The organism is Streptococcus sp. 2_1_36FAA (assembly GCF_000161955.2).
Taxonomy (GTDB): Bacteria; Bacillota; Bacilli; order Lactobacillales; family Streptococcaceae; genus Streptococcus; species Streptococcus gordonii.
Window position 1 is genome coordinate 1 of sequence record NZ_KI391976.1, and the last position, 11,603, is coordinate 11,603.

The 11,603-nt window shown below is 37.6% G+C and carries 12 protein-coding genes; 2 read left to right on the forward strand and 10 right to left on the reverse strand.

The window, feature by feature from the left end; all coding sequences use genetic code 11:
* Positions 1-293: 293 nt before the first annotated feature.
* The 3 genes from hpf to HMPREF0847_RS07905 form a co-directional block, all read right to left on the reverse strand.
* Entirely contained in the window at positions 294-836 is a 543-nt protein-coding gene (hpf, locus tag HMPREF0847_RS07895; protein ID WP_008808604.1) for a ribosome hibernation-promoting factor, HPF/YfiA family, read from the reverse strand.
* An 85-nt stretch (positions 837-921) separates the two neighbouring features.
* The gene (locus HMPREF0847_RS07900; protein WP_008808603.1) at positions 922-1,587 is read right to left on the reverse strand and encodes a ComF family protein; all 666 of its coding nucleotides are present in this window, start codon (positions 1,585-1,587) and stop codon (positions 922-924) included.
* On the reverse strand, positions 1,584-2,885 hold the full coding sequence (locus tag HMPREF0847_RS07905; protein WP_008808602.1) for a DEAD/DEAH box helicase: 1,302 nt from the start codon (positions 2,883-2,885) through the stop codon (positions 1,584-1,586). The genes HMPREF0847_RS07900 and HMPREF0847_RS07905 overlap by 4 nt, the downstream gene beginning before the upstream one ends.
* Positions 2,886-2,940: 55 nt before the next feature.
* On the opposite strand from HMPREF0847_RS07905, the gene HMPREF0847_RS07910 reads away from it, so the two are divergent.
* Both HMPREF0847_RS07910 and cysK read left to right on the forward strand, forming a co-directional pair.
* Positions 2,941-3,573, forward strand: a complete 633-nt coding sequence (locus HMPREF0847_RS07910) for a YigZ family protein (RefSeq protein ID WP_008808601.1) — start codon at positions 2,941-2,943, stop codon at positions 3,571-3,573.
* A gap of 97 nt (positions 3,574-3,670) precedes the next feature.
* Complete coding sequence (cysK, locus tag HMPREF0847_RS07915; RefSeq protein WP_008808600.1) at positions 3,671-4,600, forward strand: cysteine synthase A; 930 nt, start codon at positions 3,671-3,673, stop codon at positions 4,598-4,600.
* A gap of 36 nt (positions 4,601-4,636) precedes the next feature.
* On the opposite strand, the gene HMPREF0847_RS07920 is transcribed toward cysK, so the two are convergent.
* The 7 genes from HMPREF0847_RS07920 to HMPREF0847_RS07950 form a co-directional block, all read right to left on the reverse strand.
* The gene (locus HMPREF0847_RS07920; RefSeq protein ID WP_008808599.1) at positions 4,637-5,023 is read right to left on the reverse strand and encodes a S1 RNA-binding domain-containing protein; all 387 of its coding nucleotides are present in this window, start codon (positions 5,021-5,023) and stop codon (positions 4,637-4,639) included.
* Positions 5,020-6,423, reverse strand: coding sequence for a bifunctional Cof-type HAD-IIB family hydrolase/peptidylprolyl isomerase (locus HMPREF0847_RS07925; RefSeq protein WP_008808598.1), 1,404 nt, complete (start codon positions 6,421-6,423; stop codon positions 5,020-5,022). The genes HMPREF0847_RS07920 and HMPREF0847_RS07925 overlap by 4 nt, the downstream gene beginning before the upstream one ends.
* A gap of 87 nt (positions 6,424-6,510) precedes the next feature.
* Positions 6,511-7,143 (reverse strand): response regulator transcription factor, encoded by a 633-nt coding sequence (locus HMPREF0847_RS07930; protein ID WP_008808597.1) that lies wholly within the window; start codon positions 7,141-7,143, stop codon positions 6,511-6,513.
* Position 7,144: 1 nt separating this feature from the next.
* Positions 7,145-8,146: a sensor histidine kinase gene (locus HMPREF0847_RS07935; RefSeq protein WP_008808596.1), complete on the reverse strand. Its 1,002-nt coding sequence runs from the start codon at positions 8,144-8,146 to the stop codon at positions 7,145-7,147.
* Positions 8,143-8,841, reverse strand: a complete 699-nt coding sequence (liaF, locus tag HMPREF0847_RS07940) for a cell wall-active antibiotics response protein LiaF (RefSeq protein WP_008808595.1) — start codon at positions 8,839-8,841, stop codon at positions 8,143-8,145. Before liaF ends, HMPREF0847_RS07935 begins: the two co-directional genes overlap by 4 nt.
* 175 nt (positions 8,842-9,016) lie before the next feature.
* Positions 9,017-10,864 carry a Stk1 family PASTA domain-containing Ser/Thr kinase gene (pknB, locus tag HMPREF0847_RS07945; protein ID WP_008808594.1) on the reverse strand — a complete coding sequence of 616 codons (1,848 nt, stop codon included), beginning with the start codon at positions 10,862-10,864 and terminating at the stop codon, positions 9,017-9,019.
* Positions 10,861-11,601 (reverse strand): Stp1/IreP family PP2C-type Ser/Thr phosphatase, encoded by a 741-nt coding sequence (locus HMPREF0847_RS07950; protein WP_008808593.1) that lies wholly within the window; start codon positions 11,599-11,601, stop codon positions 10,861-10,863. The genes pknB and HMPREF0847_RS07950 overlap by 4 nt, the downstream gene beginning before the upstream one ends.
* Positions 11,602-11,603: the final 2 nt, after the last annotated feature.

An 11,603-nucleotide genomic window follows, 5' to 3' on the forward strand; every position in this document is an offset into this window, starting at 1 on the left:
ATCAAACTCTCATTTAAGCGTTTGAGTCTTACTCATTTCTGTCCACTGACAGATTTATTTTTCGTTCTTTGACAGGTCACATATCTCTATGTCACCCTGCACTTGGTTCGTCTTGTTCAGTTTTCAAAGGTCTTTGCCTCCCTCCGAGACAACTATCTTAGTATATCATCTACTACCTCTCCTGTCAACTACTTTTTTTAACTTTTTTTAGCTTTTTTTAAAATTAATGTTTTAAACCTTTGTTTAATATATAATCAAAAAGCTGGACAGTGGTCCAGCTTTTCTAAAACTCATTATTTTACCTCAAGTAAACCAAGATCTCCATCTTCGCGACGGTAGATGACATTTGTTGTGTTGTCATCTACATCCGTATAAATGAAGAAATCATGTCCCAGCAACTCCATTTGAAGAAGTGCTTCTTCTAAATCCATCGGTTTCAAATCAATATGTTTTGAACGAACAACTTTTGCAGGTGCTTCATCAACTTCTTCTACTACTACATCTGTAAAGATTTGACTTGTTGAAACTTTAGTTCTATTTTTTCTTTCAATTTTAGTTTTATTTTTGCGAATTTGGCGTTCAATTTTATCAACTACTAGGTCAATTGAGCCATACATATCTTGTGAGATATCTTCAGCACGAAGAGTTATTGAACCAAGCGGAATCGTTACTTCGACTTTAGCCGTTTTTTCACGGTAGACTTTAAGATTTACGCGTGCATCAAGTTCTTGATCAGCTTGGAAGTATTTTTCAATCTTTTCCAGTTTAGAAACTACGTAATCACGGATTGCTTCTGTTACTTCAAGGTTTTCACCACGGATACTATATTTAATCATATAAGTACCTTCTTTCTAAACATAAAATATTTCTTTTTTATATATTAATTATAACGCTTTCATTTTTTTTTTGCAAATTTTTTCCTTATCTTGCTAATGAAAATGTCATGATTTCTTTCGCTCCGTTTTCAAATAATGTCAATTTTGCATCTTGCAAGGTTGCTCCTGTTGTATAGATGTCATCTACAAGTAAAATTTTTTTCGGGATTTTCTTATTTTCAATCATATAAAAATTCCCTGTGTTTTCTAATCTTTCTTTTCTGTCTTTACTAGACTGAGTTTGACTTTCTTTTTTCTTTAATATCTCTTGATAAGGTATTTGTGCAGCTTCAAGTAATCCTGACACTTGATTGAATCCTCTTTTTCTCATCTTACTTTCACTTAAAGGAATGCTTAAAATTGTGTAGCTTTGAAAATTTTTTAACTCTTTTCTTAGGCTTAAGGCAAATACATTTCTTAAAAGATAATCTCCTTGAAATTTGTAGCGACTAAAATAGTCTTTCATTGCTTTATTATAAGTGTACAAACTTTTGTGTGCTACTTCTAATCCTCTTTCCTGCCAGTATTGACAATCTTTGCACAATTTTTTGTCCCCAGCTTTATAACAGGTTGGACAATGTTCTTCTGGAATTTCTTCGAAGGAATTTAAGCACTCTTGACAAATGTCATTTTCTTTTCTTTTTAATAGTAATAAATCCATAAAATTCAACTGCTCTTCTAATATAGCTAAGCAGATTAGACATTGTTTCATAAGCCAGCCTCTCTATTCATTGCTTTAATTTCATTGATTGCTTTTTCTATCTGTATATTAGTGCCATCATGAAAAAATAGTAAGTCACCTGTAGGTCGTTCCATACTTCTTCCTACTCGCCCGCCAATTTGTACTAAAGCACTCCTTGTAAAGAGACGATGGTTAGCTTCTAGAACAATAACATCTACACAGGGAAAAGTAACGCCTCTTTCTAAAATTGTAGTTGTAACTAGTATACTTATTTTTTTATCTCGAAAATCTTGCACAATTTCTAATCTATTTTCCGTTGTAGAGGCTACAAAGCCAACAGTTTCTTCTGGAAAATATTTTTGTAAAACTTCTCTTATCTCTTGTCCTTTCTTAATCTCCGAAGCAAAAATTAAGAGTGGAAATTTTGTTTTTCTTTGTTTTCTCAGATACTTGACTAACTTAGCTGGTAGCTTAGCTTTTTTAAGGTCTTTATTTAGATCAGAAAGCCATACTTTTTGTGGGATAATCAAGGGATTTCCATGAAAGCGTCTTGGCAAACTTAACCTTTTTAAAATTCCTTTTTGAACTTTTTTATCAAGCTCATCTGTTGAAGTTGCGGTCAAGAATATAGTAGTTCCTTCATTTTTAACTGCTTGCTCGACTGCATGATAAAGCACAGGATTATCTACATAAGGGAAGGCATCCACCTCGTCAACAATGAGTAGATCAAATGCTTGGTAAAATTTTAATAATTGATGAGTTGTTGCAATCACTAGGGGACTCCGTGAATAGGGGTCGGACTCCCCATGCAAAAGGGAAATATCACAGAAGAAATCTCCTTTTAAACGTCGGTACAGTTCCAAACAGACATCTATCCGAGGACTAGCTATACAGACAGCCCCTCCTTGATCTAACACCCGAGCAACCACTTGATAGATCATTTCCGTTTTTCCTGCTCCAGTTACAGCGTGGACTAAAGTATCCTGTTTACTTTGTACTCCTTCAAGTAATCCCTTAGAAACTCTTTCCTGATATTCTGTCAATTGGCCGAGCCATTTCAAACTCGATATTATAGGAAAAGATTCTTGAGAAAAATAATAAAGATCTTCGTCACTACGTACTCTCCCTAGAAGAATGCATTCTCTACAATAATATGCACCAATTGGTAATAAATTTCTTTCCTTATCAATTTGACTGTGGCAGCGAGAACAAAAGAGTTCTCCTTTTTTTTCAAAAACTGATGGTAGTCTTTGAGCTATCTTCAAAAGTTCAGTAGGTAACTGTTCTTTAGTAAAAATTCGACCGAGACAATCTTGCAATTCTAACATATCTTTTTATTCGTATTTTCTTGGAAAAATCCTTGTTTTTTTGTACAATGAAATCATGGAATTTAAAACAATTAAAGAAAATGGTCGAGTTGAAGAGGAAATCAAAAAATCTCGTTTTATCTGTCATGTAAAGCGGGTAGAAACCGAAGAAGAAGCTAGAGATTTTATAAACTCTATAAAAAAAGAACACTACAAAGCCACCCATAACTGTTCTGCCTTTATTTTGGGAGAAAAAAGCGAAATAAAGAGAACTAGTGATGATGGTGAACCAAGTGGTACTGCCGGTATCCCCATGCTGGGAGTTTTGGAAAGCCATCAGTTAACCAATCTTTGTGTTGTCGTAACTCGGTATTTCGGTGGGATTAAACTAGGTGCGGGCGGATTGATTCGAGCTTATGCAGGAAGCGTTGCTCTAGCAGTTAAAGAAATTGGACTGGTAGAAATTAAAGAGCAAGTGGGATTAAGGCTTCAGTTGTCCTATAGTCAGTACCAAGAGTATGGTAATTTTTTAAAATCTGAAAACCTAATGGAGTTTGATACCGAGTTTACGGATTCTGTAGCTACTACTATTTTTGTGAATAAAGAAGATAAAAATAGAATCGAGGAAGACCTGATCGAATTTTTCAATGGTAAAGTTCAGTTAAACAACCAAGGAATTCGACAAGTGGAAGTTCCTATTATTTCTTGATATAAAAAAAAGCTATGATAGCCATAGCTTTTTTATATTTTACAAATTCCAATTTTCATTTTATACTTTTCTTAATTCTATTTCATGAGGTGTAGTTATGTCTAAAATTTATAATAATATTACCGAACTAATCGGAAATACTCCCATTGTCAAACTAAATCATTTGGTTCCTGATGGTGCAGCTGATGTATACGTGAAGTTAGAAGCCTTTAATCCTGGATCTTCTGTCAAAGATCGTATCGCTCTTAGCATGATTGAGGCAGCAGAGCGTGATGGTCTTCTTAAACCTGGATCAACTATCGTCGAAGCAACCAGCGGAAACACTGGAATTGGTTTATCTTGGGTTGGAGCAGCTAAAGGCTATAAGGTTGTCATTGTCATGCCAGAAACGATGAGTGTTGAGCGTCGTAAAATAATCCAAGCTTACGGAGCTGAGTTAGTCTTGACTCCAGGAAGCGAAGGAATGAAGGGAGCTATTGCAAAAGCAGAGGAAATTGCTGAGGAAAGAAATGCATGGTTGCCACTTCAATTTAATAATCCTGCAAATCCTGAAGTACATGAAAGAACTACTGGCGTAGAAATTCTAGCAGCCTTTGGCGACACTGGATTGGATGCTTTTGTTGGTGGAGTTGGAACAGGAGGAACTATTTCAGGAGTCTCCCATACTCTTAAAAAAGCAAATCCTGCAATCGAGATTTATGCGGTTGAAGCAGACGAGTCTGCTGTTCTATCTGGTGAAAAACCTGGACCACATAAAATCCAAGGCCTTTCTGCCGGCTTTATCCCTGAAACCCTTGATACTGATGGCTATGATAAAATTGTGCGAGTTACTTCTGAACAGGCTTTAGACTTTGGCCGTCATATTGGTGGCAAAGAAGGTTTCCTTGTTGGTATTTCATCTGCAGCAGCAATTTATGCAGCAATTGAAGTTGCTAAAAAACTTGGACAAGGCAAAAAAGTCCTTGCTCTTGCTCCAGACAATGGTGAACGCTATTTGTCAACTGCTTTATATGAATTTGACAAATAATTTTACAAACGATATGACAGATAAAAGAAAATCATCCTAACATTCAGGATGATTTTCTTTTTCGTCTTTTTGCTGAGATAAAAATTGAAGGGCTTCCTCAGTCCAAGTCGGAATACTCTTAGCAAGAGGTGCAAAGCCAAACTTATGACGGTCATTCGAAAAGCGATGACGCTTAGGTAGGCGATGTTTTTCTTCTTCCAAAGTTCTCATTGATAGGCTAGCCTTCTTAGTATATTCATCGAAATCAAGGACTTGCACCTGTACAGTGTCTCCTATGGCTAGAAGATCATGAATATTTTCTATGTATCCTGTTTTAATCTCAGATATATGAATCAATCCGGTAATACCAGATTCAAGTTCAACAAAGGCACCATAAGGTTGGATTCCTGTAATGGTCCCCCTTAATTTATCGCCAATCTTCATTCGTCTTCAACCTCAATTGTCTCGATAACTACATCTTCCACTGGTCTATCCATCGCTCCAGTCTCTACTTGAGCAATCTTATCTAAAACTTGATAGGATTGTTCATCTAGTAACTGACCAAACACAGTATGACGTCGATCTAAGTGGGGTGTACCACCTTTATTTGCATAGATTTCTGCGATAGGTTCCGGCCATCCCCCACGACTCAATTCTTTTGCTGAGTACGGTAGATTAGAATTCTGCACGATGAAAAATTGACTGCCATTGGTATTTGGTCCAGCATTGGCCATAGAGAGTGCGCCACGAATATTATACAATTCTGGTGAAAATTCGTCTTCAAATCTTTCACCGTAAATCGATTCGCCACCCATTCCTGTTCCTGTGGGATCTCCCCCTTGAATCATGAAATCTTGAATAATACGATGGAAAATGACACCATCGTAATAGCCGTCTTTTGACAAAGCGATAAAGTTAGCTACCGTTTTAGGAGCTTGTTCTGGGAACAAGACCAATTTCATATCACCTAGATTTGTCTTGATTGTCGCAAAAGGACCTTTTCTTTTTTCTATATCCACTTGCGGGAAGTTCAATTCTTTTTCTACCATACCTAATTTCTCCAAAGCATCAAAGATGCCATCTTCTTCTACTGTTTTTGTAATATAATCTGCTTTTTCAATAATTTTTGGATGCGAGTGCCCCATAGCAATACTCATGCCAGCATAGTCAAATAACTCTAGGTCATTCAACTCATCACCGAAAACCAAGAGATTTTCTGGTTTTAAACCAAGTTTTTCTATAACCTTTTGGACTCCTGTCGCCTTGGAACCAGCAATCGAAACGACATCTGAGGAATTCGGGTGCCAACGAACCAAACGTAAATCTCCTGATAAATCTGCGGGTAGCTGTAAACTATCTCCTTGATCCTCAAAAGTCCACATTTGATAAATCTTTTCTGACTGGTAAAAGTCAGGATCGACAGGTAAATCCTGGTAAACAACATCAATGGCTTGATTAATCATTGGACTGCGAGCCGAAAGAGCGGCTCCATGACTGCCAACAAGCCCGTATTCAATCCCAACTTCCTTAGTCCAAGCAATGTACTTCTCTACTATATTTTGGGGAATTGCTTGCTCACTAACGACTTGTCCTTTTTTATCTTCTACATAAGCACCGTTTAGGGTCACAAAAAAGTCAGGTTTTAGTTCACGAATCTCGGGCACCACACCAAAAATCCCACGACCTGAAGCGATCCCTACCAGGATACCTTTTTCTTTCAGAGTCTTAAATACTTGTTGGATACTCGCCGGCATATAACCTGTATCTTTCACCCTCAAAGTATCATCAATGTCAAAGAAAACAATTTTAATTTTCTTAGCCTTGTATTTTAATTTTGCGTCCATATATCCCTCTTTATTTGCGATGTTCCCATTATACCATAAATACGGCCAGAGGACTGCTCTCAAAATCGGAAGACTTTTTCTTCCTTATCAGAAGTCTTCCTGAGGAACTAAGTGATGCTGAAAGGCATAAACAACCGCTTGAGTCCGGTCACTCACTTCCAATTTTGACAAGATATTAGAAACATGAGTTTTTACTGTTTTCAGAGAAATAAAAAGCTCATCTGCAATGCGTTGATTTTCATATCCCTTGGCTAGAAGCCCCAAAATATCTCGTTCTCGAGCGGTTAAATCATCATGTAATTCAATGTGATTGCGATGGTGCTGAACTTTTTTGCTGACTTCTGTTTCAATCGCAACTTCTCCTCTAGCTACTTTTCGGACAGCATGTAAGATCTCATCTGCACTAGATGTCTTCAGCATGTATCCTTTAGCACCAGCATCCAAAACAGGATAAATCTTTTCATTATCCAAGTAGGAAGTCAAAATCAAAATTTTTGCCTCTGGCCAAGTTTCTAGAATTGCCATAGTCGCCTCAATGCCATTCATCTCTGGCATAACAATATCCATGATGATGACATCTGGTCTCAGCTCCAAAGCCTGCTCAACTCCCTCACGACCATTAGAACTTTCTGCCACCACTTCAACATCTTCTTGTAAGTCTAAGTAGCTTTTTAAGCCTAAACGAACCATTTCGTGATCATCTACTAATAAAATTTTCATACTAATTCTCATTTCTATCTAGTAAAGGTACTCGAATATCGATTGAAACCCCTTGTTTAGGAGCAGTCAGAATTTGAATATCTCCTGCCATATCATGAACTCTCTCTTCAATATTTTTCAGGCCATAACTTATTTCGTCTAGCTTTTCTCTGTGAAAACCAATACCATTATCAGCCATTTTTAGCTGAACTTCGTGTCTGTTCTGATATAAGTAGACATCTAAACGACTAGCCTTAGCATGGCGAAGGGTATTGCTAATAATCTCTTGCGCAATTCGAAAGATGTGTTCCTCAATCTGTCTAGGAATAGAACCAACACGATGTTCAAAGTTGACTTCAATCTCACTCTTATCAACTAGCTCTTTCAAGATCACTTCCAAACCTTCGACCAAACTTCGACCTTCTAATTCTGTAGGACGAAGATGTAGTAGCAAGATTCGCAAATCTTTTTGGGCAGTATCCAAAATAGAGGATACTCCTTTTAATTGCTGCTCTATCGCTTCTTTTTCCAAAGTTCCCAGTTGACCTGAGACACCAGATAGAATCATATTCGCTGCAAAAAGCTCCTGACTAACCGTATCATGGAGATCTCTAGCAATACGACGGCGTTCTTTCTCAACAATCACCTCTTCGTTTTGAAGAACTTGATTTTCAGACTTCTGCAGATTCTCTGTTAACAATGCCATCTTAGCAACAATTTTTTCAAATCCATAATCAATGTCTTCCTGATTACTTACCTCTATTTTTTGGCCATCTAAAATATTTCGAATATTTCTTCTGATAGATGTTAAGGTTACAATCTGTACAAATTTCATAATCAGCAAGAGTAGTATAGTCAAAGACAGGGTTAAAAAGAAAATGAAGAAGATAAACTTTTGTAGTGTTTCAAAATTCCCCAGAACTGTTTGCCATTGAAAACCAAAAAGGCTGAAGACATATTGAATGACAACGGCTAAAACAAGAAAGGAATAAAAGAAAAGTATAAAATAGTAAGACTTCCTCATTTACGAACGACCTCAACATTTCCAATAAGACTGGCAATAACAATTTTAACGCTTTTATTGGCTCTGTCAAAATCTGGCGTAGTCAGAGAAATACTTTCATTTCTCAATTCCCGAACAGTCTGCCCTAAAAAGAAGAGTTCCCCGTATAAACTATTGACCTTTAAACTGACTGCCACATCAACTGGAACAATAATTTTTGTATCGCCAATCCCTTTTCGCAAGATAATGACATTATTATGATTGGTTAAAATTACCTCTTCCAGATGAATAGTATCTTTCCCTACCATTCGAAAAAGGTTAATATCGTCAAATCGGCAACTATCATGGGAGGAAAAATGATGTATATCCCCTAGCCAACGATTTTTCTCTTTTTTTACAACTGTATCTTCCTCAAAAATTAAGTGAGTCGCTTCATTTTCCTTGTATATATAAGGAGAAGCAACAATCAGACCATAAACAACAGCAAATAGAACTGCTGCAATGACAAATGGATTGAGCATAATAATAAGAAAAAAGAGAATAGAAGCTGTAACTAAGAAAAAATTACCTCTTTGCCTACCTAGATAATAATAGAGAAATAGTAAAAACAGAATTGAGAGAAGGACAAGTCGAGAAAAATCACCTGCAACAACCGTAATAAAAGCCATTGTCAGTAAAATTGCTTCAATTAACACAAAAAACTGAATCTTTCTCATCATACTTATCCTTTCTACTTTTCTATTTCTATTGTATCAAATTTTACTATTTTTTCCTCAGACCTGAGCATGAATCCTAAATTTACAGACATCGTTTCAATTCTTATTCGTTCCAGAAAATCAAAACTTTTTAAGAGCTCCACCAAAAAAAGCAACCAAGGAGGTTGCTTTTATTTTAATCACCATGTGTCGAACTTGATGCTGACGTTTCGTCTTCTGAAGAACTTGACGATGGCGTATTCTTACTGCTAGAAGAAGAATTCGAGCTCGAGCTAGAACTTGAACTTGGAGTAGTTGCTTCCGTGACATACAAAGTCACTTTTACCTTCTTAGGATTAACTGGTCCAGTTGCTGGAGATTGTGATGTCACCAAATCAGATTGACTCGACACAACCGAACGATCCACGACTCTTTCAATGTTACTAGATGGAATTCCTAGAGAAATCAGATAATTCCGAGCATTTGCATAAGTATATTGAAGGCTACCAAAGTTTGGCATTTCAATCGTTGATACTGCTTTGGCTACCTTTAAGACAATCTTCGTATTTGAAGTGAGATCATAGGTAGCTCCCGCAGCTGGTGTCTGTTCAAAAATTGTTCCTTCTTCCACATCGTTTGTTTCAACTTCTTCAACTTTGATATTGTTTTTTGGAACTTTTAGAACATCAGTGAGTCTCTCAACAGCTTGGGCAGTAGTTTGACCTGTATAGTCTTCCATAATCAGCGTTTTAGCTCCCTTAGAAACAACTAAGTTAACTGTACTGCCTTCTTTTCTCTGAGTTCCTGCCACTGGATCTGTGCGAATAATCATCCCTGAAGCTACTTCATCACTATTCTCTTCTATCTCTTCGCCAACTTTTAAATTGACTTTTTCAATCGCTTCTCTAGCTTCAGCAACGGTCTTGCCAGTAACATCTGGAACCTGCTTATTAGATGGTGTTAAATAGAGCAAAGCCAGAAAAGCAGCAATGACCAGAAATACTGCAGCTAACAAAACCTTGTATCTCGCTCTCAAATGATGCTTTTTCTTAGGTTTTGTTGGTGGTGCAACTTGAGGAGCTTGCTGTTCAACGTCTGTAGCTGGATCATTTTTTACTCTAGAAGCTACAGGAGGTGTAACTTGCGGAATCTTTGGAAGTGTCTTAGTATCCGCTTTTACCGCGTCATCAAACATCAGTTTCTTTTCATTCCGTCGTTCAGGTGACAGGCAACTAGACAGATCTACATACATATCCGAAACACTTTGATACCGGTCTGTCAGCTTTTTAGCAGTAGCCTTAATAATAACATTTTCCAAAGACTGCGGAACATTGGCATTTTCAGCAATAATGGACGGCAATGGTTTTTGGAAATGTTGCAGAGCGATTGTCACTGCACTATCCCCATCATAAGGAATATGACCAGTCAGCATCTCATAAAAGATGATACCCATCGCATAAATATCGCTTTGGAAAGTTGCTTTTGAACCACGCGCCTGCTCAGGAGACAAATAATGAACACTGCCAAGCATGGAATTTGTTTGAGTCAAACTTGTTTCTGCAAAGGCAACCGCAATCCCAAAGTCCGTTACCTTGGCATTTCCATCTGGAGTCAAGAGAACGTTTTGTGGTTTTAAATCTCGGTGAACAATCCCACGAGCATGTGCCAAACGCATGGCTAAAAGAATTTGCCCCATAATTCGAACAGCCTCTTCGTTCGACAAAGGAGAGTGTTCCTTGATATAACGCTTCAGATCCAAGCCAGCTACATATTCCATAGCCAAATATTGCTGGCCATCTTCTTCACCAATATCGGTGACACGAACGATATGTGGATGGTCCAAATCCGCCATGGCACGCGCTTCTCGTTGGAAACGTGCAACAGCGATAGGATCCGTCTGGTAATTGGTTCTAAGAACCTTAACCGCCACTTCTTCACCATCTAAAATCAAATCCTTGGCAAGATAGACATCTGCCATCCCGCCTCGGCCAATTTGTTTGATGATTTTATATCGCCCGGCAAAAATTTTGCCGATTTGAATCATGCTTCTTCCTCCTTGTCAAAGTACACAAGAGCTACTGTAATATTGTCCAGACCTCCTGCATTATTGGCAAAGCGAATTAAAGTTTGAGCTTTTTCTGGCAAAGTAAGATCACTTTTTAGAATATCATAGATTTCACTTCCGGCTACCATATTTGATAAACCATCACTGTTAATCACGATATAGTCACCCTCTTCTAAAGTGATTATTCCAAAATCAGGCTGAATTTCATCTTTTTGTCCGATTGATTGGGTAATGATATTTCGTTGGGGATGACGTTCAGCTTCTTCAGCAGTAATCTGACCAGCTTTCAAAAGAGCATTGACTAAAGAATGGTCACTTGTTAGTTGTTTGTACTCTTCTCCACGGACCAAGCCGATACGGGAATCCCCTATATGAGCATAAATTGCTTGATTGCCAATAATCGCAATGGCCTCAAGTGTCGTTCCCATTCCCTTGTACTCGTCTGATTGTCCAACTTCATGAATCTTTTTATTTTCTGCTTCTAAGTACTCAGCAAACCAATCTCTCACACCATTGACAGAATCAATCTGTGTATCGACCCAAGCAGCACCCAAGTCTGTCACGGCCATTTCACTTGCAATGTTTCCAGCACGGTGACCTCCCATGCCGTCCGCTAGGACAATCAAAGGCATCCCAGAACGATTTACAAAATGATTTACGAAGTCTTGATTATTTGTACGTTTTTTACCAACATCTGTTAATAATGCTATTTCCATTC

Bases quoted from the DNA above. Each gene is read 5' to 3' on its own strand.
- pknB (WP_008808594.1), bottom strand. From the start codon at position 10,864: ATGATTCAAATCGGCAAAATTTTTGCCGGGCGATATAAAATCATCAAA.
- HMPREF0847_RS07930 (WP_008808597.1), bottom strand. From the start codon at position 7,143: ATGAAAATTTTATTAGTAGATGATCACGAAATGGTTCGTTTAGGCTTA.
- HMPREF0847_RS07925 (WP_008808598.1), bottom strand. From the start codon at position 6,423: ATGGACGCAAAATTAAAATACAAGGCTAAGAAAATTAAAATTGTTTTC.
- HMPREF0847_RS07910 (WP_008808601.1), top strand. From the start codon at position 2,941: ATGGAATTTAAAACAATTAAAGAAAATGGTCGAGTTGAAGAGGAAATC.
- liaF (WP_008808595.1), bottom strand. From the start codon at position 8,841: ATGAGAAAGATTCAGTTTTTTGTGTTAATTGAAGCAATTTTACTGACA.
- hpf (WP_008808604.1), bottom strand. From the start codon at position 836: ATGATTAAATATAGTATCCGTGGTGAAAACCTTGAAGTAACAGAAGCA.
- cysK (WP_008808600.1), top strand. From the start codon at position 3,671: ATGTCTAAAATTTATAATAATATTACCGAACTAATCGGAAATACTCCC.
- HMPREF0847_RS07950 (WP_008808593.1), bottom strand. From the start codon at position 11,601: ATGGAAATAGCATTATTAACAGATGTTGGTAAAAAACGTACAAATAAT.
- HMPREF0847_RS07935 (WP_008808596.1), bottom strand. From the start codon at position 8,146: ATGAGGAAGTCTTACTATTTTATACTTTTCTTTTATTCCTTTCTTGTT.
- HMPREF0847_RS07920 (WP_008808599.1), bottom strand. From the start codon at position 5,023: ATGAAGATTGGCGATAAATTAAGGGGGACCATTACAGGAATCCAACCT.
- HMPREF0847_RS07900 (WP_008808603.1), bottom strand. From the start codon at position 1,587: ATGAAACAATGTCTAATCTGCTTAGCTATATTAGAAGAGCAGTTGAAT.
- HMPREF0847_RS07905 (WP_008808602.1), bottom strand. From the start codon at position 2,885: ATGTTAGAATTGCAAGATTGTCTCGGTCGAATTTTTACTAAAGAACAG.